The 20,636-nt window shown below is 70.4% G+C and carries 19 protein-coding genes and 3 pseudogenes; 8 read left to right on the top strand and 14 right to left on the bottom strand.

Annotation, left to right across the window (positions count from 1 at the left end; translation table 11 throughout):
* Positions 1–212: 212 nt before the first annotated feature.
* The 4 genes and pseudogenes from AB0A61_RS23350 to AB0A61_RS23335 all read left to right on the top strand — a co-directional run.
* A pseudogene (locus tag AB0A61_RS23350) lies at positions 213–701 on the top strand (ROK family protein); the annotation flags it as partial.
* A 123-nt stretch (positions 702–824) separates the two neighbouring features.
* Entirely contained in the window at positions 825–1,217 is a 393-nt protein-coding gene (locus tag AB0A61_RS23345; protein WP_361295335.1) for a hypothetical protein, read from the top strand.
* A 5-nt stretch (positions 1,218–1,222) separates the two neighbouring features.
* A pseudogene (locus AB0A61_RS23340) lies at positions 1,223–1,453 on the top strand (nucleotidyl transferase AbiEii/AbiGii toxin family protein); the annotation flags it as partial.
* Between the two features lie 805 nt (positions 1,454–2,258).
* Positions 2,259–2,609: a hypothetical protein gene (locus tag AB0A61_RS23335; RefSeq protein WP_361295306.1), complete on the top strand. Its 351-nt coding sequence runs from the start codon at positions 2,259–2,261 to the stop codon at positions 2,607–2,609.
* Positions 2,610–3,159: 550 nt separating this feature from the next.
* Here AB0A61_RS23335 and AB0A61_RS23330 read toward each other — a convergent pair.
* Together AB0A61_RS23330 and AB0A61_RS23325 are read right to left on the bottom strand one after the other, a co-directional pair.
* Positions 3,160–4,503: a TRAM domain-containing protein gene (locus AB0A61_RS23330; protein ID WP_361295303.1), complete on the bottom strand. Its 1,344-nt coding sequence runs from the start codon at positions 4,501–4,503 to the stop codon at positions 3,160–3,162.
* Positions 4,504–4,634: 131 nt separating this feature from the next.
* Positions 4,635–6,692: an APC family permease gene (locus tag AB0A61_RS23325; RefSeq protein WP_361295300.1), complete on the bottom strand. Its 2,058-nt coding sequence runs from the start codon at positions 6,690–6,692 to the stop codon at positions 4,635–4,637.
* Between the two features lie 408 nt (positions 6,693–7,100).
* On the opposite strand from AB0A61_RS23325, the gene AB0A61_RS23320 reads away from it, so the two are divergent.
* Both AB0A61_RS23320 and AB0A61_RS23315 read left to right on the top strand, forming a co-directional pair.
* Positions 7,101–7,772, top strand: a complete 672-nt coding sequence (locus AB0A61_RS23320) for a TrkA family potassium uptake protein (protein ID WP_361295297.1) — start codon at positions 7,101–7,103, stop codon at positions 7,770–7,772.
* On the top strand, positions 7,772–8,449 hold the full coding sequence (locus AB0A61_RS23315) for a TrkA family potassium uptake protein (RefSeq protein ID WP_361295294.1): 678 nt from the start codon (positions 7,772–7,774) through the stop codon (positions 8,447–8,449). The genes AB0A61_RS23320 and AB0A61_RS23315 overlap by 1 nt, the downstream gene beginning before the upstream one ends.
* A 207-nt stretch (positions 8,450–8,656) precedes the next feature.
* Here the strand turns inward: AB0A61_RS23315 and AB0A61_RS23310 are convergent, their stop codons facing one another.
* From AB0A61_RS23310 to AB0A61_RS23275, 8 genes and pseudogenes are all read right to left on the bottom strand, one after another.
* Positions 8,657–9,415, bottom strand: a complete 759-nt coding sequence (locus AB0A61_RS23310; RefSeq protein ID WP_361295291.1) for a DUF3159 domain-containing protein — start codon at positions 9,413–9,415, stop codon at positions 8,657–8,659.
* 3 nt (positions 9,416–9,418) lie between these two features.
* On the bottom strand, positions 9,419–9,817 hold the full coding sequence (locus tag AB0A61_RS23305; RefSeq protein WP_361295288.1) for an OB-fold nucleic acid binding domain-containing protein: 399 nt from the start codon (positions 9,815–9,817) through the stop codon (positions 9,419–9,421).
* A 111-nt stretch (positions 9,818–9,928) separates the two neighbouring features.
* Positions 9,929–10,615, bottom strand: coding sequence for a response regulator (locus AB0A61_RS23300; protein WP_361295285.1), 687 nt, complete (start codon positions 10,613–10,615; stop codon positions 9,929–9,931).
* Positions 10,612–13,155 carry an ATP-binding protein gene (locus AB0A61_RS23295; RefSeq protein WP_361295282.1) on the bottom strand — a complete coding sequence of 848 codons (2,544 nt, stop codon included), beginning with the start codon at positions 13,153–13,155 and terminating at the stop codon, positions 10,612–10,614. The genes AB0A61_RS23300 and AB0A61_RS23295 overlap by 4 nt, the downstream gene beginning before the upstream one ends.
* A 126-nt stretch (positions 13,156–13,281) precedes the next feature.
* Positions 13,282–13,475 (bottom strand): annotated as a pseudogene (locus tag AB0A61_RS23290) (ABC transporter ATP-binding protein); the annotation flags it as partial.
* A gap of 192 nt (positions 13,476–13,667) precedes the next feature.
* Positions 13,668–14,432, bottom strand: a complete 765-nt coding sequence (locus AB0A61_RS23285; RefSeq protein WP_361295279.1) for a DUF3710 domain-containing protein — start codon at positions 14,430–14,432, stop codon at positions 13,668–13,670.
* A 1-nt stretch (position 14,433) separates the two neighbouring features.
* A complete protein-coding gene (dut, locus tag AB0A61_RS23280) occupies positions 14,434–14,985 on the bottom strand; it encodes a dUTP diphosphatase (RefSeq protein WP_361295276.1) in 552 nt (183 codons plus the stop codon).
* Entirely contained in the window at positions 14,982–15,566 is a 585-nt protein-coding gene (locus AB0A61_RS23275) for a PaaI family thioesterase (protein WP_361295273.1), read from the bottom strand. The genes dut and AB0A61_RS23275 overlap by 4 nt, the downstream gene beginning before the upstream one ends.
* 167 nt (positions 15,567–15,733) lie before the next feature.
* Here AB0A61_RS23275 and AB0A61_RS23270 point away from each other — a divergent pair, with 167 nt between their 5' ends.
* Positions 15,734–16,210, top strand: a complete 477-nt coding sequence (locus tag AB0A61_RS23270) for a DUF3093 domain-containing protein (protein ID WP_361295270.1) — start codon at positions 15,734–15,736, stop codon at positions 16,208–16,210.
* Positions 16,211–16,273: 63 nt separating this feature from the next.
* On the opposite strand, the gene AB0A61_RS23265 is transcribed toward AB0A61_RS23270, so the two are convergent.
* From AB0A61_RS23265 to AB0A61_RS23250, 4 genes are all read right to left on the bottom strand, one after another.
* Positions 16,274–17,209, bottom strand: coding sequence for a hypothetical protein (locus tag AB0A61_RS23265; protein ID WP_361295267.1), 936 nt, complete (start codon positions 17,207–17,209; stop codon positions 16,274–16,276).
* A 13-nt stretch (positions 17,210–17,222) separates the two neighbouring features.
* Positions 17,223–17,519, bottom strand: a complete 297-nt coding sequence (locus AB0A61_RS23260) for a DUF4193 domain-containing protein (protein WP_005481602.1) — start codon at positions 17,517–17,519, stop codon at positions 17,223–17,225.
* Positions 17,520–17,912: 393 nt separating this feature from the next.
* A complete protein-coding gene (locus AB0A61_RS23255) occupies positions 17,913–19,145 on the bottom strand; it encodes a HAMP domain-containing sensor histidine kinase (RefSeq protein WP_361295264.1) in 1,233 nt (410 codons plus the stop codon).
* Between the two features lie 6 nt (positions 19,146–19,151).
* Positions 19,152–19,805, bottom strand: a complete 654-nt coding sequence (locus AB0A61_RS23250) for a response regulator transcription factor (protein ID WP_007385219.1) — start codon at positions 19,803–19,805, stop codon at positions 19,152–19,154.
* Between the two features lie 424 nt (positions 19,806–20,229).
* On the opposite strand from AB0A61_RS23250, the gene AB0A61_RS23245 reads away from it, so the two are divergent.
* The gene (locus tag AB0A61_RS23245) at positions 20,230–20,403 is read left to right on the top strand and encodes a hypothetical protein (protein WP_019981855.1); all 174 of its coding nucleotides are present in this window, start codon (positions 20,230–20,232) and stop codon (positions 20,401–20,403) included.
* Positions 20,404–20,636 lie beyond the last annotated feature (233 nt).

Below are 20,636 nucleotides of genomic sequence, written 5' to 3'. Positions count from 1 at the left end.
CGTGACAGCCGGGCACTGCACGCTCCCAGTCGCCGTGGCCGCCGGACGAGCCGCGAGCCCCCGGCCACGCTCGTCAGGGTGGTGGACCGCATGGGGCTTCTCCAACGCCCTCGCCCTCAGCGCCGCGTCCACACGGGAACACGCCATCAGCCCCAGCCCGTACCGCATGGGCAAGCCCCGGGCGGCAACCTGACCTCCGAGTCGGCGCGGAGATGGGACCGAACCGAGGTTTCGACGGTCATCGGTCCGGCAACCCGGCTGGCCTACAGCAGGTCAGCAGCACTGAGACGTCCCCCGCGAGGGAACCGTCCGCTCGACCCGGTGCAGGCAGACCTGCGAACGCCCCGGACGCGGGCCACCACGCGCCACGCCTCGCCCGGCCCGTCGCCGACCGGCTGGCAGGGCCGCCGTGTCCCGTCAACGTGGTCAACGACGCCAAGACGGCCGCCCTGGCCGAGTACCACGCCCTCACCGCGCAGGACGGCGAACCCGTTGGCACCGTCGCCTACGCCAAGTCGACGCCGGAGTCGCCGGTACTGATCGTGGGCGGCCGCATCTACCCCGGCAGTCACGGCCTGGCCGGCGAACTCGGCCACATCCCCGTCTCCCTCGACGGACCCGCCTGCTGGTGCGGCGCGACCGGCTGCCTGACCACCTACATCAACACCCGAGCGTCAAACGAGCGTCACGGCGGACAGTCCGTGCTGCTCAAGGCGGAACAGACTGCGGCAACCAGATCACTCCGAGGGATCCGCCTCGCTCGCTCCAGACATCAGTGCTCACATCATGGCCCGCACCACCTCTCCGGCCGTCATAATGGACTCATGTCCTCCAGCCCACAGCACTCTGCATCCGTATCAAGGGGCTTCTCGCCCGCGGATGCCGAGGACCTCGCGCTGTATCGGGAGAAGTTCCGGCGGCGTCTGCCAGAGTCGCTGGACGAGTTGCACGGCCCGACCCAGGGGGTCGTGGAGCTGCCGCTGCACCTGGCCTGGTCCGGGATGACCTCGTACGACATGAGCAAGCCTCGTCAGCGCATGGGCCTGTACCGCACCGTCCTGCACGAGGGCCTGCGTGATGACCTGCCCCGGTACCTCAACCGGGACCTGCTCCTCCAGCTGTGGCCTGTGCTGCGCACCCTCGTCGGTCGCACCGTGCGCGCCGTATGGGAAGACGCCTTCCCCCAGCTCGCCTCCCGCACCCGGGCAGCCGCGTGACGGACATGCCGGAGCTGCACACGCGGCTCCTGGCGGATGTGATCGCGCTAGGTTCCCCGTATCCACTGGTTCTCACCGGCGGGTACGCCGCACGGGCCCACCGCCTCGTGAACCGCCCCAGCCAGGACCTCGACGTCGCCACCGAGAACCCGGCCCCCATGGCCGACATCGCCGCCACGCTCCGCGCCGGCCTGGAAGCCCGCGGCTGGAAGGTGCACGCGCTGGAGACCGCCCCGCATGGCGGCCCGGATGACCGCTTCCTGTCCTTCGTTCAGTTCCAGGGGAGCGACAACCTGCACCTCTTGCTCGGCGCTCTCGTCCGCTCCTGAGGTCGCGGTAAATGCTCCGAGCGCGGTGCCTGCGAACTGCCCAACGCTCTTTTGCAGCGTTCTGTAGTCCTTCATCAGCTGTGCGGTGGCCGCGGCCTCAGGCCGTGCGGCGAAGACGATCGCCACATTGCGGACACCCTCATGCGCGGCGTACAGCGAGCTGCCGTCGCCGAGCGATCCGGGGTCAAGGTGCTCTGTGTCGGGCAGTCCCAGCTCCTGCAGCAGACTGCGCAGGTCGCGGACCATGTCCTCCCGGAATCCCGGCCGCCAGTTGGGCTGGTAGGCGGCGAGCAGCTCTTTGCCTTCGTCCTTGCCCAGCCGGTCGAGGACGAGTTTGGGATGCAGGGCGATCGGTCCTGTGGGTGTGACCACACTGCGTCCCTGCGGACCGCGTTCGATCTCGATCTGGCGCATGGCGAGCGGCGCGCACACCTGCCGCTTGCCGTCGTAGACGACAGTGACGGGGTATCCGTACCAGAGGTCGGCGCCGATCCTCGAGGGCACGCTCGGCGAGGTCCACGACACGTTCCGGCGCTTGAACCGTGGTTTCTGTGCCGGACAGCAGGACTTCCTCCCCCGCCGGCCAGACCGCGCGTGGAGGGTCGCTTCCCACCAGTGGTAGCAGTTCGTCGGTGGCGTTCTCCGCCTCCAGACAGTGTTGGTAGTACGTCAGCAGCTGTGCCCATTCGACGTCCGTGAAGGAGGAATCGTCGTGTACCGCCTGGGTGGCCTTGACTGGTGCCGACGTCACCCCACCGGCTCCGTCGGTGACTGCGGTGTGCCCGGCAGGCAGCGGCTTGAGGGCGGGTATCTGACGGCCGACAGCGGCACGGGCGAGATAGATGTCGCCGGTCACGTGAAGGCTGTACCGGGTCGGCGTCTGTCGGCGTCCGTCGGGTGCTTTCTGCAAGTCACGGCTGATGTGCCGAAACAGACCGTTCGCGGAGACCTGCCCATCACCGTCCAAATCCGCCTGTCCCGAGTGCAGACCTTCGACGATCGCCCTGGTGAACTGCGAGGGCTGGTCCGGATCAGTGGTGAATGCCTGTTCCCAGTGCTGTGACGCGGTGATGACATGCACTCCACGGGCCTCGACAACCAGTGCCGTGGCCGACTGTGAGGCCCCCTTGCTGCGGAAGCCCTGCACTGCGCTGCCACTGAAACAGCAGTCGAGCATCAGGACTTTGCGCCGAGCCGCGCATTTCTCCAACTGATCGGTCACGAAAGCGGCTTCGAGGGCGGTCTGCTGTATCCGATCGACCTCAGTGTCCGTGGTGACGTAGTACAGCTGACCGTCCTCACGGTTGTAAGCCTCGTGGCCCCCACCGCCGTACCCCCGGGGCACGTAACGCCGGAACGCGACGGGCGGCCCACCGGACCGAGCGCGGTCGACACTGCTCTGACAGACCATCAGAGCGAGCGTCATCCGAGCGTCAAGACAACCTGCCGCCGTGCTGGCCTGCACCGAACGAGGCACGGCCGCCGTCCCCGTAGTGCTCGCAAAACAGCAGGTCAGTGACGCTCAGGCGCATCGGACGTAGTTCACGTCATGCATTCCGGGAAACAGATCGAGCGCACCGGCCGCGCCTGAGGAATCTACAAGAGCCCGCAGGTCAGGCACCCTTGCCGACCGGTTCCAGAATCGCCACGCACTCCACATGATGCGTCATGGGAAACAGATCGAACGCCCGCAGCGTCCGCACCCGGTACCCGTTCTCCCGGAAGTACGCCAGGTCGCGGGCCAGGGCGGCCGGGTCGCAAGCTACGTAGGCGATGCGGCGGGCCTCGAGGGAGGCCAGGTGGGCCACCGTCTGGCGGCCCGCGCCCGCGCGCGGTGGGTCGAGGACGATCAGGTCGACCTCGGTGATGCCGGTGCGCGGCAACACCTGCTCCACTTTGCCCTGTTCGATGCGGACCCGGGGGAAGCCGGCGAGGTTGTGCCGGGCGTCCTCCACCGCGCGCTTGCCGGACTCGATGCCGAGGACCGCGCCCTTGTCGCCGACACGGTCGGCCAGGGCGCCCGCGAACAGGCCGACGCCGCAGTACAGGTCCAGGGCCATCTCGCCCTTGCGCGGCAGCAGGCCCTGCATGACCGCGGTCACCAGGGTGTCCGCCGCCTTCGGGTGGACCTGCCAGAAGCCGCCGCCCCCGACACGGTAGGTGCGTCCGTCGGCGCGTTCGCGGACGAAGGGGCGGCCGTGGACGCGGTGGACGCCGCCGGTCTTCTCGTCGACCCGGAGCACCGACACCGGCCGGTCCAGCTCCACCAGCGGGAGCCGGGCGCCCGGACGCGGGGTCAGGATCACCTGGCGGTCCTGTGAGCCGGTCGCCGCGATCGCCTCGACGGACTCCATGCCCGTCCAGTCGCGCTGTTCGACGCCCAGTTCGCTGACGCCCTGCGCGGCGATCATGCAGTGCTCGACCGGCTCGACCTCGTGCGAGCGGTGGCGGCGCAGGCCCGCCCTGCCGGTGGCCGGGTCGACCGCGTACTGCACGCGCGTGCGCCACTGCGGGACCTCGCCCGCCGGGAGTTTGTCGCCCTCGGCCGGCATCACCGTGCCGTCCCAGCCGGCCTCCTCGGGGGTGAGATCCGCGAGCCGCTCCAGCTGCTCGGCGATCACCTCGCCCTTGAGCCGGCGCTGGGCACCCGGTTTGGCGTGCTGCCAGTCGCAGCCGCCACACCGGCCGGGGCCCGCGTAGGGGCAGGGCGCCTCGATGCGGTCCTTGGACGGCTCCAGCACCTGCACCGCGTCCGCGCGCAGGAAACGGGCCCCCTCCTCGCCCTCCGTCACCCGGGCCACGACCCGCTCGCCGGGCAGCGCGTGCCGGACGAACAGCACCTGGCCCTCGGACGTCCGGGCGATGCAGTGGCCGCCGTGGGCGACGGGGCCGACCTCGACCTGGTACTCCGCCCCCACCAGCGACTCCACCTGCGACTTCTTCGGTTCTGCCTGCATGGTGGGGTGACTCCAGATCGAGGGCGGGGGCGGCCCGTTTCAGGGGCCCGACAACAGCCGACCAGTTTACGTGCTCGCCGCCGGGGGGCGGCCCCGGGCACGGTCCCGGGCATCCGCCCCCCCCTCGCACGTCAGTCGCCGGTGGTCGGCTCCTTCTCCCGCTGGGCCCGCACCTGGGCCGGACCGCGCCGCACCGCGCCCGGCGCGCTCCACTCCTGGCGCCTGCGGGCCCGGTCGCGCGCCGCCTCGGACGAGGCCAGCTGGTAGGGCACCGAGGTGACCATCACCCCTGCCGTGAACAGCAGCCGGCCCTTGAGGCGCAGCGCGCTCTGGTTGTGCAGCAGGTGTTCGTACCAGTGACCGACCACGTACTCGGGGATGATCACCGACACCGCGTCACGCGGGGACTCCTTGCGCAGGCCCTTGACGTACTCGATGACCGGTCGGGTGACCTCGCGGTACGGCGAGTCCAGGACCTTCAGCGGTACGTCGATGCCGCGCCGCTCCCACTCCTCGCGCAGCGCCTTGGTCTCGGCCGGGTCGACGTTGACCGTCAGCGCCTCCAGGGTGTCCGAGCGCATCAGCTTGGCGTAGGCCAGGGCACGGAGGGTGGGACGGTGGATCTTGGAGATCAGGACGACCGAGTGCACCCTCGACGGGCGGACCAGGTCGTCGTCCGGCTCCTCGGGGGCGGCGATCTCGTCGGCGACGCGGTCGTAGTGCTTCCGGATCGCCGTCATCGTCGCGTAGAAGATGCACATGCCGAGCAGCGCGACCCAGGCGCCGTGGGTGAACTTCGTGACCAGCACGACGACCAGCACCAGGCCGGTGAAGAAGGCGCCGAAGGCGTTGATGGCGCGGGAGCGGATCATGTGGTTGCGCTTGGCCGGATCCTCCTCGGTGGCCAGGTGGCGGTTCCAGTGCCGCACCATGCCGGTCTGGCTGAGCGTGAACGACACGAACACGCCGACGATGTACAGCTGGATCAGCCGCGTGGAGTCGGCGCCGTAGATGAAGGTCAGCAGGGCCGCCGCGCCCGCGAGCAGCACGATGCCGTTGGAGAAGGCGAGGCGGTCGCCGCGGGTGTGCAGCTGGCGGGGCAGGTAGCGGTCCTGGGCGAGGATCGAGCCGAGCAGCGGGAAGCCGTTGTACGCGGTGTTGGCGGCGAGGAAGAGGACCAGGGCGGTGGCCGCGGCGAGTACGACGAACAGGAAGCTGCCCTTGCCGAAGACCGCCTCGGCGACCTGGGAGATCACCGGGTTCTGGACATAGCCGGAGCCGAGCGGGACACCGTTGTGGATCAGGTCGGTGGCCGGGTTCTCGGCCATGCGGACCTTCGTCGACATGGCGAGGGCGATGATGCCGCAGAACATGGTCACGGCGAGCAGGCCCATCATCGCCAGCGTGGTCGCCGCGTTCTTGGACTTGGGCTTGCGGAAGGCGGGCACGCCGTTGGAGATCGCCTCGACGCCGGTCAGCGCGGCGCAGCCGGAGGAGAAGGCGCGCAGCAGCAGGAAGACCAGGGCGAAGCCCGCGAGGCCCTGGTGCTCGGCCTTGATGTGGTAGTCGGCGGTCGGCGCGTGCATGGTGTCGCCGAGGACCAGCCCCCGGAACGCACCCCACGCGATCATGATGAAGACGCCGCCGACGAACACGTACGTCGGAATCGCGAAGAGCTTGCCCGACTCCTTCACGCCGCGCAGGTTCATGAGCGTCAGCAGCACGATCACGGCGGTCGCGCACAGCACCTTGTGCTCGACGACGAAGGGGATCGCGGAGCCGAGGTTCTCGATGCCGGAGGCGATGGAGACGGCGACGGTGAGGACGTAGTCGACCAGCAGCGCGCTGGCGACCGTCAGGCCGGCCTTGGCGCCGAGGTTGGTGGTCGCCACCTCGTAGTCGCCGCCGCCGCTCGGGTAGGCGTGCACGTTCTGCCGGTAGGAGGCGACCACCGTGAACATCAGCACCACGACCGCGACCGCGATCCATGGGCTGAAGTGGTACGCCGACACGCCCGCGATGGACAGCACCAGCAGCACCTCGCCGGGTGCGTAGGCGACGGAGGACAGCGGGTCGGAGGCGAAGACGGGGAGTGCGATGCGCTTCGGCAGGAGCGTTTCGCCCAGCCGGTCACTGCGCAGTGCGCGCCCGATCAGAATCCGTTTGGGCACGTCGGTCAGTTTGGACACAACAGAGGATCGTAGGCCTTCGCGCTGGAGGTCGCCCACCTGGCACCCATGATCTGCCTCACGAGTGAATTCGGGAACCGGACGGGCTGCGGATTGCGCAGGTGAGGCAGGTGCCGTGCCTAGATGACTTCGCCCCGCCGATCGCCGACCTCCGGAGGTTCCATGCCCGCCACCGCAGAGCTGATCGGCGCGGCCGCCGCCCTGCTCGGCCTCGGATTCCTGACCGTGCGCAGCGTGCGCAGCATCACTCGGCGTCGGCCGTCGGAAGCGGAATGATGCGCTGATCGTCGCAAACCGCCACCGGATCCGCACAGGGGTGCCCACCCCGCACCGCGCATGTGTAGCTTGTCCCTCTGTCTGAGACCCTGATGGGGCTGAGCAGTAGCCGTTGACACCGGAAGGACGGTCGTGCACATCGTCATCATGGGCTGCGGGAGAGTGGGTTCCGCTCTCGCCCAGACCCTGGAGCAACAGGGGCACACGGTCGCCGTGATCGACCAGGACCCCACCGCCTTCCGCCGGCTGGGTCCCGGGTTCGGTGGCCGCCGGGTGACCGGAATCGGCTTCGACCAGGACACCCTGCGGGAGGCGGGCATCGAGGAGGCCGGAGCCTTCGCGGCCGTCTCCAGCGGCGACAACTCAAACATCATCTCCGCCCGCGTGGCCCGCGAGATGTTCGGCGTGCAGAACGTGGCGGCCCGTATCTACGACCCCCGCCGCGCCGAGGTCTACCAGCGCCTCGGCATCCCGACCGTGGCCACCGTTCGCTGGACGGCCGACCAGATGCTGCGCCGTCTGCTGCCCTCGGGCGCGGAGCCGCTGTGGCGCGACCCCACCGGCGGCGTCCAGCTCGCCGAGGTGCACGCCTCCCCGAAGTGGGTCGGCAACAAGATCAGCAAGCTGCAGGAGGAGACGGGCGTCCGCGTGGCGTTCCTGACCCGGCTCGGCGAGGCGGTCCTGCCCACCTCGCAGACCGTGCTTCAGGAGGGTGACCTGGTGCACGTGATGATGCGGTCGGACGACGTGGAGAAGGTCGAGGCGGCGTTCGCCGAGGGCCCGGAAGAGGAGAGCGGTCACTGATGAGGGTCGCCATTGCCGGTGCCGGCGCGGTCGGTCGCTCGATCGCGGGCGAGCTGCTCGAGAACGGCCACGAGGTCCTTCTCATCGACAAGGCGCCGACCGCCATCTCGGTCGAGCGCGTTCCGCAGGCGGAGTGGCTGCTGGCCGACGCCTGCGAGATCACGTCCCTGGACGAGGCGGCGCTGCAGCGCTGCAACGTGGTGATCGCCGCGACCGGTGACGACAAGGTGAACCTGGTCGTCTCGCTGCTGGCGAAGACGGAGTACGGCGTGCCGCGGGTGGTGGCCCGCGTGAACAATCCGAAGAACGAGTGGCTGTTCAACGAGGCGTGGGGGGTGGACGTCGCCGTGTCGACCCCGCGACTGATGTCGGCCCTGGTCGAGGAGGCGGTGAGCGTCGGTGACCTGGTCCGTCTGCTCCGCTTCAGCCACGGCGACGCCAACCTCGTGGAGCTGACCCTGCCGGAGGAGTCGGCCCTGGCCGGCACGCAGGTCGGTGACGTCGAGTGGCCCGAGGACACGTCCCTGGTGACGATCATCCGCGGCACCCGCGTGCTCACCCCGTCCCGGGAGGACTCCCTGGAGGCGGGCGACGAGCTCCTGTTCGTGGCCGCCCAGGCCCGGGAGGAGCAGTTGGAGGACCTGCTGTCGGTGCGGCGGGAGGACAGCGCGGGCTAGCTGGTACGACGGCCGGGTACGACGGGCTGGTACGACGGCCTGGTACGACGGCGAAGGGCGCCCCACGATCAGGGGCGCCCTTTTTCGTTCCGACCGGTCCGGTTCCCTTCCGGCCCGTCCGGCTTCGTTCAGGCCCGTCCGGCGTTCCATGAGGAGGCCGATTGGAGGCCGATGGAGGCCGAAGCGGGGGGCCGGCCCGACAGGCTCCTAAGCTTGCCGACGGTGCCGGCCGCCCGTGACGTCGCCGCCTGCCTGCGCGGCCGCCGCCTTCCTCTCCTCCTCGGCCTTCTCCTCCGCCTCCATCTCGGCGAACACGTCGATGGGCGGGGGTGCCTTCGCCAGGAAGACCCAGGTCAGCCAGACGGCCAGCAGGAAGGGCGGGATCTTGAGGGCGATCAGTACCCAGCCGAGCTGCGTGGTGTCGGCCCACCAGTACAGCGGGAAGAGGATCGCGCACTTGGCCAGCAGAATCAGGCCCCAGGCCCAGCTGGCCCTGGCGTACGCCTTCTTGCGGCCCGGGTTGCGGGTGCGCCAGGAGAGGTTCTCCTTGAAGACGGGGCCGAGGATCAGACCGATCAGCGGGACCCCGGCGAGCGTGGTGACGATGTACGCCAGTGCCAGGCCCAGCGTGTAGAGCATGCCGGGCAGGTAGAAGTCCTTGGCGTTGCCGGTCATCATCGCGAAGACCACGCCGAAGGCGACGCCGAACACACCGCTGAAGGCGTGCTTGACGGTGTCCCTCATCGCCAGCCGGACCACGACCAGGATCAGCGACACGGCCAGCGCGGCGATCGCGGACCAGTGCAGGTCCTTGTTGACGGTGAAGATCGTGACGAAGAGCAGGCCGGGGAGCACCGTCTCGACCATGCCCCGCACCCCGCCGAACGCCTCGAACAGCGCGGCCTCGGTCACCGCCCTGGCATCGTCGGCAGACGTGTCTTCGGTCGGCTTGTCGAGTGACGTCACCGGCTACTCCCGTCCGAGGGGTCGCAGTTCGTACTTGGGGTTGAACAGCACCCGGCGGCCCCGGCTCATCGAGATCCGGCCCGATGCGATCAGCCTGCGCCCCGGTTCGATCCCGACGATGGAGCGCCTGCCGAGCCACACCACATCCAGAGCGGCGGAGCCGTCGAAGAGCTCGGCCTCCAGGGCCGGGACTCCGGCGCGCGGACGCAGGGTAACCGTGCGCAAGGTACCAGTAACCGTGACGACCTGGCGGTCGTGGCAGTCACCGATCCGCGTACAGCCCGCCGTCTCTGCGTCCTCCCGCAGTTCCTCGGACTCCAGGTCCTCCTGTGAGGAGGAGAGCCGGTCGAGCATGCGCCGGAACCGGCCCACCGGCTTTTCGGAACGAGGAACATGACTCATATCTGAAGCGTACCGGGGGCACCGACGGCGACGTACCCGCGGGCCCGCCGCCCAGCCGCCCCCCGCCCGCCGGTCCCGCCACGCGCTCGCGGCCTCATTTCTCTCGCGGCCTCACTTCTCGAACCGGTAGCCCATCCCCGGCTCCGTGATGAAGTGCTCGGGGTGCGACGGGTCGGTCTCCAGCTTGCGGCGCAGTTGGGCCATGTACACGCGCAGGTAGTTCGTCTCGGTCCCGTACGACGGTCCCCACACCTCCTGCAGCAGCTGCTTCTGGCTGACCAGGCGACCGGTGTTGCGCACCAGCACCTCCAGCAGGTGCCATTCGGTCGGGGTCAGCCGTACGTCCTTGCCCCCGCGGTTGACCTTCTTGGCGGCCAGGTCGACGGTGAACCCGTCGGTCTCCACCAGCACGTCGTCGTCCTCGCCCGCCCCGACGGGCTCGGCCCGGCGGACGGCCGCGCGCAGGCGGGCGAGCAGTTCGTCCATGCCGAAGGGCTTGGTGACGTAGTCGTCGGCGCCCGCGTCCAGCACCTCGACCTTCTCGTCGGAGGAGTGCCGGGCGGACAGCACGAGGATCGGCACGCGGGTCCAGCCGCGCAGGCCCCTGATCACCTCGACGCCGTCCATGTCGGGCAGGCCCAGGTCGAGGACGACCACGTCGGGGTGGCGGGAGGCGGCGAGGTCGAGCGCGGTCTTGCCGTCGGGGGCGGCGTCCACCTCGTACTTGCGTGCCTTGAGGTTGATCACGAGGGCGCGCACGATCTGCGGCTCGTCGTCGACCACCAGCACCCGGGTCATGTGGTTTGCCTTTCTGCTTCGGCGAGTCGTGCGGGGGCGTGGAGGCTCTCCACGCCCCGCAGGGTGAGGACCATCGTGAGGCCACCACCGGGCGTGTCCTCGGCATTGAGCGTGCCGCCCATGGCCTCGGCGAAGCCGCGGGCCACCGCGAGGCCGAGGCCGACACCCGCTCCGCGCGGGGAGTCGCCGTAGCGCTGGAAGGGCTCGAAGATGCGGTCCTTGGCCGTGTCGGGGACGCCCGGTCCCCGGTCGACCACGCGGACCTCGACCCGGTCGGCGATGGCGCTGGCGGACACCAGGACCGGCGTGCCGGGCGGACTGTACTTCACGGCGTTCTCCACCAGGTTGGCCACCGACCGCTCCAGCAGTCCGGGGTCCACGGCGACCATCGGCAGGGTCTCGCGGATGTCCAGGACCACGCTGTCCTCGGGCACGCCGCCCAGCGCCATCGGGACCACCTCGTCGAGGTCGATCTCGCGGATCAGCGGGGTCACGGTGCCGGTCTGCAGGCGGGACATGTCCAGGAGGTTGCCCACCAGGTGGTCGAGGCGGTCGGCGCCCTCCTCGATGCCCTCGAGCAGCTCGGCCCGGTCCTCCTCGGACCATTCGACGTCCTCGGAGCGCAGCGAGGAGACGGCCGCCTTGATCCCGGCGAGCGGGGTCCGCAGGTCGTGGCTGACGGCGGCGAGCAGCGCGGTGCGGATGCGGTTGCCCTCGGCGAGGCTCCGGGCCCGGTCGGCCTCCTCCTGGAGGCGCCGGCGGTCCAGGACGACGGCGGCCTGCGCGGCGAAGGCGGCGAGCACCCGGCGGTCCGAGGCGGGCAGCACCCGCCCGGTCAGGGCCAGCGCCATGTGATCACCGACGGGCATGTCCACGTCCGCGTCCTCGGGCCGCTCCGGTGGCGGTCCGGTGCCCACGCGCCCGGCGCAGGTCCACGGGTCCACGTCGCTGCGCCGCTCCAGCAGCGCCACCGACTCCATGCCGAAGGTCTCGCGGACCCGTTCCAGGAGCTCCTCCAGGCTGGTCTCGCCGCGCAGGACGCTGCCGGCGAGGAAGGACAGTATCTCGGCCTCGGCACGCAGCCGGGCGGCCTGATGGGTGCGGCGGGCCGCCAGGTCCACCACCGAGGCCACGGACACGGCCACCCCGACGAAGATCACGATGGCGACGATGTTCTTGGGGTCGGCGATGGTGAGGCGGTGCAGCGGCGGCGTGTAGTAGTAGTTCAGCAGGAACGATCCGACGGCCGCCGAGGCGAGCGCCGGGAGGAGTCCGCCGAGCAGCGCGGCGGCCACCGTCAGCGTCAGGAACAGCAGCATGTCGTTGGCGAGGCCGAGGTGCACGGCGTTCAGCACCACCGCGAGCACCACCGGCCCCACGACACCGACCATCCAGCCGGCGATGATCCGGGCGCGGCCGAGCCGCGCGCCCCGGGCCACCGGCAGCCCACGGCCCTTGGCGACCTCCTCGTGGGTGACGATGTGCACGTCGAGGTCGGGGCCGGACTCGCGGGCCACCGTCGCACCGACGCCGGGCCCGAAGACGTACTGCCAGGCCTTGCGGCGGGACGAGCCGAGGATGATCTGGGTGGCGTTCACGCCGCGCGCGAAGTCCAGCAGCGCGGCCGGGATGTCGTCCCCGACCACATGGTGGAAGGTGCCGCCCAGATCCTCCACCAGTGTGCGCTGCACGGCCAGCTCCTTCGGCGAGGCCGACGTCAGCCCGTCACTGCGCGAGATGTACACCGCGAGCACCTCGCCCCCGGCGCCCTTCTCCGCCAGCCGGGCGGCACGCCGGATCAGCGTCCGCCCCTCCGGGCCACCGGTCAGACCCACCACGATCCGCTCCCGCGAACCCCAGATCCGCGAGACCTGATGCTCACTGCGGTACTCGTTCAGGTACTCGTCGACCCGGTCGGCCACCCACAACAGCGCCAGCTCGCGCAACGCCGTCAGATTCCCCGGCCGGAAGTAGTTCGACAGCGCCGCGTCCACCTTGTCCGGCTGGTAGATGTTGCCGTGCGCCATACGCCGCCGCAGCGCCTCCGGCGACATGTCCACCAGTTCGATCTGGTCCGCCCGCCGCACCACCTCGTCCGGCACGGTCTCCCGCTGCCGCACGCCCGTGATCGACTCCACCACGTCACCGAGGGACTCCAGGTGCTGGATGTTCACCGTCGAGACCACGTCGATCCCGGCCGCCAGCAACTCCTCCACGTCCTGCCAGCGCTTGGCGTTGCGCGAACCCGGTACGTTCGTGTGCGCCAGCTCGTCCACCAGCGCCACCCGCGGACGCCTGGCCAGCACCGCGTCGACGTCCATCTCGGTGAAGACGCCCTCCCGGTACCGAAGCTCCCTGCGCGGCACCTGCTCCAGCCCGTGCAGCATCACCTCGGTGCGCGGCCGCCCGTAATGCTCGACGAACGCCACCACGCAGTCGGTTCCCCGCTCGATGCGGCGGTGCGCCTCCGACAGCATCGCGTAGGTCTTGCCGACGCCCGGTGCCGCACCGAGATAGATCCGAAGCTTGCCGCGTGCCATGGCCCCATTGTCTTCCCGTAACAGCTGCCCGAGCAGCGTCGACCCTACGGCCAACGATGGCGACAAATGGGACGGCGGGTTGCCCAGCGGATGTCTTTGACGCGACCCTGACGCTCCGGGCACGGGTCAGTACTCGACGATCTCCCCGTCGCTCAGCTCCAGGACCCGCTCGGCCAGGTCGAGCAGGGACGCCGTCGTGCGTGGCGACCAGCGAGGTGATCTTTTCGCTGCGGAGCACGGGCGCGCAGCAGCTCCATGACCGCGTGGCCGGTCTCCGCGTCCGGCCGGCCGGTCGGCTCGTCGGCCATGAGGAGCGCCGGGCGGTTGGGACCGGGCGCCGGTATCCCCGCCCGGCACCCGGCCCGTCGACGCCGCCCGCCAACGCCACGTGCCGACGCCACCGGTCAACGCCACCGGCTCAACTGCCGGTCATGGGCTGGAACTTGGACACGGCGAAGGGCCGCACCCCTGCGGATGCGGCCCTTCGGCGTCTGTCTGCCTGCGACGTCCGTCTAGCGGACCTCGGTGATCTCCGGCCCACGCTGCAACTGCCCCATGCCGCCGGAGAAGCGGGACCCCTCCTCCTGCTGGACGCCCTCGGGGACCATCTGCGCGTCGTTGGGCAGCTTCAGGACGATCGGGTCGCGGGGCGCCATCGGGCCCTCGCCGCGGACCACGACGGTGTCCCGGAAGATCTGCTCCAGCAGGCCGGCCGCCTGCGGCTGCACCGCGCCCTGGCCCGAGATCACGCCGCGCAGGAACCAGCGGGGACCGTCCACGCCGACGAACCGCACCACCTGGAAACCGCCGGTGCCGTCCGGCAGCTGCACCGGCACCTGGGCGCGCAGCTCCCAGCCCAGCGGACCCTCGACCTCGTCCACGATGCCGCCCTGCTGGGTGATGCCGGTCGCGATCTCCTCACGGACCTCGCCCCAGATGCCCTCGCGCTTGGGCGCGGCGAAGGCCTGCAGCTGTACGGCGCTGTCGCGGAGCACGACGGTCGCCGCGACGATCGCGTCGCCCGCGACCTCGACCCGCAGCTCCATGCCCTCGACGCCCGGCACGAACAGCCCACCCAGGTCCACGCGGCCCTCGGCGGGGTCGCGCACCTCGTTGCTGTCCCAGGGCCCGTCGGGTCGCGGCTCGGGCTCGAGCCTCACCCGCTCGGGCTCGGCCTCTTCCTCTTCGTCCGCCTCGGTGTCGACACTGTCGACGACCTGCTCGGCCTCGCCGGCCGCGTCCTCGGCGGCACCCTTCTTCTTGCGACGTCCGAACACGTCACTGTCCTTCCCGGTCGGATACGACCGAAGCGTATCGATTCCCACCCGTCGGGCCGCCCAGGGCGGCCCGACCGTTTGTGCCGCTCGTCCCGTCCACCGCGGCGTGACCCCCGGTGGACCCGAAGCCCCCCTCGGCGCGCGCCGAGCCGGGAAGCTCCGCCACCTCCTGGAAGCGGACCCTCTCGACCTGCTGGACGACCAGTTGGGCGATCCGGTCGAAGCGCTCGAACCGCACGGGCTCGCGCGGGTCGAGGTTCACCACGATCACCTTGATCTCCCCACGGTACCCGGCATCAACCGTCCCCGGGGCATTCACGAGGGCGACACCGCAGCGGGCGGCGAGACCGGAGCGTGGGTGCACGAAGGCCGCGTACCCCTCCGGGAGGGCCACAGACACGCCCGTGGGCAGGACCGCCCGCTCTCCGGGGCCCAGTTCACAGCTCCGCGTCGTCCGCAGATCGGCTCCCGCGTCACCGGGGTGCGCGTACGTCGGAAGCGGTACGTCCGGGTCGACGCGCCGGATCAGCACGTCCACGGGGTCGCGGTTCACGGGTTCACCTCGAAGGCGCGGGCGCGCCGGATCCGGTCCGGGTCGCTCATGGCGGCCTGGATCTCCTCCTCGCGGCCGTGGTGCACGAAATGGTCGACCTTCACCTCGACGAAGAGGGCGTCGGCCCGGACGGCGACGGGCCCGTCGGGACCACCGACGCGGCCGGTGGCGGTCGAGTAGATCTTCCGCCCGGCCACCGCCGTGACCTCGGCCTCCAGATACAGGGTCGTGCCGACGGGCACCGGCCGCACGAAGTCCGTCTCCAGCCGCCCGGTCACGGCGATCGTCCGCAGCAGCCAGTTCAGCGAGCCCAGCGTCTCGTCCAGGGCGGTGGCGAGCACCCCGCCGTGCGCCAGGCCCGGCGCCCCCTGGTGGGCGGGCTGCACGGTGAACTCGGCCGTGATGCGCACGCCGTCGCCGGCCCGTGCCTGGAGGTGCAGGCCGTGCGGCTGCTCTCCGCCGCACCCGAAACACTGGCCGTAGTGCGCACCGAGCAGCTCACCGGGCGCGGGAGCATCGGGATGCCGCACGGGTTTCACGGCGTCGGACGGGGGCTGAAGAGCTGCGGAACTACCACTCACATGCGCAGACCTTACCCGCCCACCCGTCACCCACCACCGCCCTACCCGACGCCGCAACGCGCCGACCCCACCCATCCACCCGTCACCCACCACCGCCCTACCCGACGCCGCTACGCACGGGGCGACCTGATTGCGGTGCTCTCCGGTCACCGTGCCAAGCTTGGTTCATGCAGCACTCCGCCCAGCCGTACGAAGAACGCCTCACCGCGCCCCGCTCCTGGTGGCTGATCAGCTTTCTGATCGGCGTCTCGTTCGCCCTGGTCCTGCTGCCCTTCGGCACGCTGCCGATGCTCGGCGGACTGGTCGGCGGCACCGCGGCCGCGGCGGTCGTGGCGAGCTCCTACGGCTCGGTCCGCATCCGCGTCGTGGGCGGCTCCCTGATCGCGGGCGAGGCGAAGATCCCGGTGACGGCGCTCGGCGAGGCGGAGGTGCTGGACGCCGAGGAGGCCCGCGCCTGGCGCACCTACAAGGCCGACACCCGGGCCTTCCTCCTGCTGCGGGCCTACATCCCCGGGGCGCTGCGCGTGGAGGTCACCGATCCGGACGACCCGACGCCCTACCTGTACCTGTCCACGCGGGACCCGGAGGGCCTGGCGCAGGCCCTGAAGGCCGCGCGGGCCGCCGCCGCACCGGGCGCCGCGTAGGCGCCGTCGACACCGGGCGCCGCGGACTGCCCGTACGGGTGACCCGGCGCGGGCGGGAAGCGGTCAGCGCCCGAGTTCCTTGGTGATGTCCCCCATGGCGAGCGGCTTCTCCGGGGTCTCCAGCGGCGGCAGCTCGGGCAGCGCCTCCCAGGGAACCTGGATCTTGCGCAGGTCCGCGCGGATGCGGTCCGCGAGCTTCTTCGTGTCGCGCCGGTTCATGACGGCGCCGACCGCGGCGCCCACCATGAAGGGCATCAGAGTCGGCAGGTTCCGCATCGTCCGCTTGATGATCTGCTGGCGCAGTTCGCGCTTCATCCGGCCGCCGAGGGCCGCGTCGATCGTCGACGGCTTCGTCACGTCGATGCCGCGCTCCCCCGACCAGGAGGACAGATACGCGAAACTGCGGACCCTCAGATTTCCGGGGGGCCGCACCCCGTACACCTCGTGGAGCTCGGCGATCAGCTTCAGCTCGATCGCCGCGACCCCGGTGATCTCCGTGGCCAGCTCGGTCGGCATCGCGGGCGGAACCGGCAGCATCGCCGCCGCTCCGATCCCCGCTCCGACCGTGGAGGTCGCGTTCGCCGCGCCCGCCACCAGCTTGCCGGCGAGCTGCTCGGGGCCGAGGCCCGGGAACTGCCGGCGCAGTGTGGCGAGGTCCCGTACCGGGATCCGCGGGGCGATCTCGATGATGCGGTCGGCGACATAGGTCAGTCCGGCCATGGCCCGGCTGCCGCCCTTGCGGGCGCCGGCCCTGGCCGCCTGCCTGGCCCTGCTGCGGATCTCCGCCGCCCGCCGCCGGGCCACGGGCGCGGGGCTTGCCGCCGATACGGCGGGGTCACCGCGCCCGGACACCCGTTCGAGCGAGGCTGCACCCGTCGATCCCGTCGTACCGGATGGGCCTCGCTCGTCGTCACGCGCGCCGTTGGGGCCGTCGGACGGCCCCGAGTCCGCTTCCCCGTGGGGGAGGCGGCGCTTCCAGGGAGGGGTCGAGCCGGTCACGGCCGACCCGGCCTCAGTCGCAGTCGCGGCAGATCGGCTGACCGTTCTTCTCCCGGGCCAGCTGGCTGCGGTGGTGCACCAGGAAGCAGCTCATGCACGTGAACTCGTCCTGCTGCTTCGGAAGCACCCGGACGGCCAGCTCCTCATTGGAGAGGTCCGCGCCGGGCAGTTCCAGACCTTCGGCGGCCTCGAACTCGTCGACGTCCACGGCGGAGGTCGACTTGTCGTTCCGCCGGGCCTTCAGTTCTTCCAGGCTGTCCGAGTCGACGTCGTCGTCGGTCTTGCGTGGAGTGTCGTAATCGGTTGCCATGTCGCTCTCCCCCTCTGGGTGTCTGTGGTGTCTCCAGCGCACGTAACGCGTGAGAGGCCGGACTTGTGCCCGACCCGAGGCGGAGATTTTGCCTCACATCAAGGTCTGTTACTCAATCGACACCCAACCGGACTCCGCAAGAGTGATCGGCTTGGATGGCGAAGGGGACCGTACACGGTCCGCATCTCGCTCTTCAAAGCGGTCTCACCGTGTACTTCCCGTGATCAAGACTCCTGAAAACCAGGATTTTCCCGGCTTTCCGGCTCCCCACATGATCACGGAGAGTATATGGCCTGAAAACCGCCCATGTGATCGATCACACACGGGGAAGCCCGCTCGCGCCCCGGAAAATTCCGCGCAAAGCGAACAACCTCATGTGTCGGCGTCATGATCTCAGACGGGGAGGGTCACCCGCATCACGAGCCCGCCCCCCTCGCGGGGCTGCGCGGCGATGTGTCCCCCGTGCGCCCGCGCCACCGAGCGGGCGATGGAGAGCCCCAGGCCCACGCCCTTGTCGCTGCCGGTGCGCTCGGTGCGCAGCCGCCTGAAGGGCTCGAAGAGGTTGTCGATCTCGTACGCCGGTACGACCGGTCCCGTGTTGGTGACCACCAGGACCGCCTGGCCGTGCTGGACGTCCGTGGTGACCTCCACCCATCCGTCCTCCGTGACGTTGTACCGCACCGCGTTCTGTACGAGGTTGAGCGCGATCCGCTCCAGCAGGACGCCGTTGCCCTGGACGACCGCGGCCTTGCGCTCGCCGCGGATCTTGACGCCCTTGGCCTCGGCCTCGCCGTGCACCTGGTCGACCGCCTGGCTGGCGACCTCGGCCAGGTCCACCGGCTTGCGCTCGACGATCTGGTTCTCGCTGCGGGCGAGCAGCAGCAGACCCTCGACGAGCTGCTCGCTGCGCTCGTTGGTGGCCAGCAGCGTCTTGCCGAGCTGTTGCAGCTCCACGGGCGCGTTCGGGTCGGACAGGTGCACTTCGAGGAGCGTGCGGTTGATCGCGAGCGGGGTGCGCAACTCGTGGGAGGCGTTGCCGACGAAGCGCTGCTGGGCGGTGAAGGCGCGCTGCAGCCGCTCCAGCATCTCGTCGAAGGTGTCCGCCAGTTCCTTCAGCTCGTCGTCCGGGCCGTCCAGCTCGATCCGGCGGGACAGGTCCGAGCCGGCCACCGCGCGGGCGGTGCGGGTGATCCGGCCGAGCGGGGACAGCACGCGCCCGGCCATGGCGTAGCCGAAGGCGAAGGCGATGACCGCCAGACCGAGCAGAGCCAGCAGCGAGCGGCTGAGCAGGTTGTCCAGGGCGTGCTGGCGCTGCTGGTTCACGCACTCGTTCATCGCGTGGTTGATCTCGGTCACCGACGGCTGCGACGGGAAGTTGCAGGTGTCGCTGGTCAGCTGCCCGGAGAGGATCTTGAACGGCAGCTCACTGCCCACGTTCAGCGCGTTCGCGGCGAGCAGATAGATGATCGACAGCAGCAGGATGCCGGCGATCAGGAACATGCCGCCGTACAGCAGCGTGAGCCGTATCCGGATGGTCGGGCGCAGCCAGGGGAAGGGCGGCTCCGGCCTTCGGGGGTCCCAGGTGGGTTTCGGGGGCGCCTGGGGCGGCGCCGGGGTCGCGGCCACGGCGGATCAGATCCGGTAGCCGGAGCCGGGCACGGTGACGATCACCGGGGGCTCGCCGAGTTTGCGGCGCAGGGTCATCACGGTGACGCGCACGACGTTGGTGAAGGGGTCGGTGTTCTCGTCCCAGGCCTTCTCCAGCAGCTGCTCGGCCGAGACGACGGCGCCCTCGCTGCGCATGAGGACCTCCAGGACGGCGAACTCCTTCGGGGCGAGCTGGACCTCCTTGCCGTCGCGGAAGACCTCACGGCGGTTGGGGTCGAGCTTGATCCCGGCGCGCTCCAGGACCGGCGGCAGCGGCACGCTGGTACGGCGCCCGAGAGCACGCACGCGTGCGGTCAGCTCGCTGAACGCGAAGGGCTTGGGCAGATAGTCGTCGGCGCCGATCTCCAGACCTTCGACACGGTCGCTCACGTCTCCGGACGCGGTGAGCATCAGCACGCGCGTGGGCATGCCGAGCTCGACGATCTTCCGGCATACGTCGTCGCCGTGCACGAGGGGAAGGTCGCGGTCGAGGACGACCACGTCGTAGTCGTTGACGCCGATGCGCTCCAGGGCGGCCGCACCGTCGTACACGACGTCGACGGCCATGGCCTCCCGGCGCAGTCCGGTGGCCACCGCATCGGCGAGCAGTTGCTCGTCCTCGACGACGAGTACGCGCACGTCGCTTTCCTTCCTCTGTCCGCCCGCGCAGCGCCACTCGGGCCCGCGCGGGCAGGGTTCTTCATGGGTGTGTGCCTCCATCCTGCCCTTTTCGGCCATAAGTCGGCTGTAAGCCGGGGTGGCGGCCGCCGGAGGCGGGGTGCGAGTCGGGTGCAGCGCCCGCGAATGCCGAATTTTCTCGCGTGGTTGAGGTTTCCGCGGGAGGGAGCCGGGGGAGGACGGCTTTACACCCCGCGATCACTCTCTGCATGTGCCGCACCACCATGTGGTACACCGCGATCCGCTTTCCCCGAGTGGGCGTGGGTGTCCGGCACCGTCGCCGCCCGGCAGGGCAGCGCTGGGCACCTACTGGAGACGTGATCGCCCCTTCCGAACGGCACACCCCTGTGCCACCGACCCACGACCCAGGACGAGGGGGCGCAGCATGGACGCATTCACCGCAGGACTTCTGCAGCGCATAAAGGCGACCGAGTCCGACCTGACGCGGGCTCGCGACGAGGGCGACGACTTCCTCGTCGAGGTGGAGCTGGCCGAACTCGACGACCTGCGCCGCCTCGCCGCCGAACACGGTGTGGAGGTCGGCGTGTCCGGCGTCTGATCAGCACGCGGTGGAGCGGGACCCCGGCGAATCCAGCGCCGAGGTCCCGCTCGTTTGTTTTGTTCGTTCGCCTGCGGGGCGTTCAGCCGGTGTCGAGGGGCCGATCGTGCTCAGCGCTTCGCGCCTCCGCGCGTTCGGCCCCTCGACACCGGCGCGCCCCTTCGGCTCACTCACGGCCGGCGCGTCGGCACGGTGGGCCTTGGTGGGCCCTGACCGTGTCAGGGCGCGGCGCC

The sequence above is a fragment of the Streptomyces sp. NPDC046197 genome (assembly GCF_040646295.1).
Taxonomy (GTDB): Bacteria; Actinomycetota; Actinomycetes; order Streptomycetales; family Streptomycetaceae; genus Streptomyces.
The sequence above is the reverse complement of the archived record's forward strand: the minus strand, read 5'-3'. Positions and strand labels throughout refer to the sequence as shown.

What these genes read in the sequence shown, in the direction of transcription:
- AB0A61_RS23260 (WP_005481602.1), bottom strand. Translation starts at nt 17,519, where the DNA reads ATGGCAACCGATTACGACACTCCACGCAAGACCGACGACGACGTCGAC.
- AB0A61_RS23315 (WP_361295294.1), top strand. Translation starts at nt 7,772, where the DNA reads ATGAGGGTCGCCATTGCCGGTGCCGGCGCGGTCGGTCGCTCGATCGCG.
- AB0A61_RS23300 (WP_361295285.1), bottom strand. Translation starts at nt 10,615, where the DNA reads ATGACCCGGGTGCTGGTGGTCGACGACGAGCCGCAGATCGTGCGCGCC.
- AB0A61_RS23245 (WP_019981855.1), top strand. Translation starts at nt 20,230, where the DNA reads ATGGACGCATTCACCGCAGGACTTCTGCAGCGCATAAAGGCGACCGAG.
- AB0A61_RS23270 (WP_361295270.1), top strand. Translation starts at nt 15,734, where the DNA reads ATGCAGCACTCCGCCCAGCCGTACGAAGAACGCCTCACCGCGCCCCGC.
- AB0A61_RS23295 (WP_361295282.1), bottom strand. Translation starts at nt 13,155, where the DNA reads ATGGCACGCGGCAAGCTTCGGATCTATCTCGGTGCGGCACCGGGCGTC.
- AB0A61_RS23345 (WP_361295335.1), top strand. Translation starts at nt 825, where the DNA reads ATGTCCTCCAGCCCACAGCACTCTGCATCCGTATCAAGGGGCTTCTCG.
- AB0A61_RS23305 (WP_361295288.1), bottom strand. Translation starts at nt 9,817, where the DNA reads ATGAGTCATGTTCCTCGTTCCGAAAAGCCGGTGGGCCGGTTCCGGCGC.
- AB0A61_RS23330 (WP_361295303.1), bottom strand. Translation starts at nt 4,503, where the DNA reads ATGCAGGCAGAACCGAAGAAGTCGCAGGTGGAGTCGCTGGTGGGGGCG.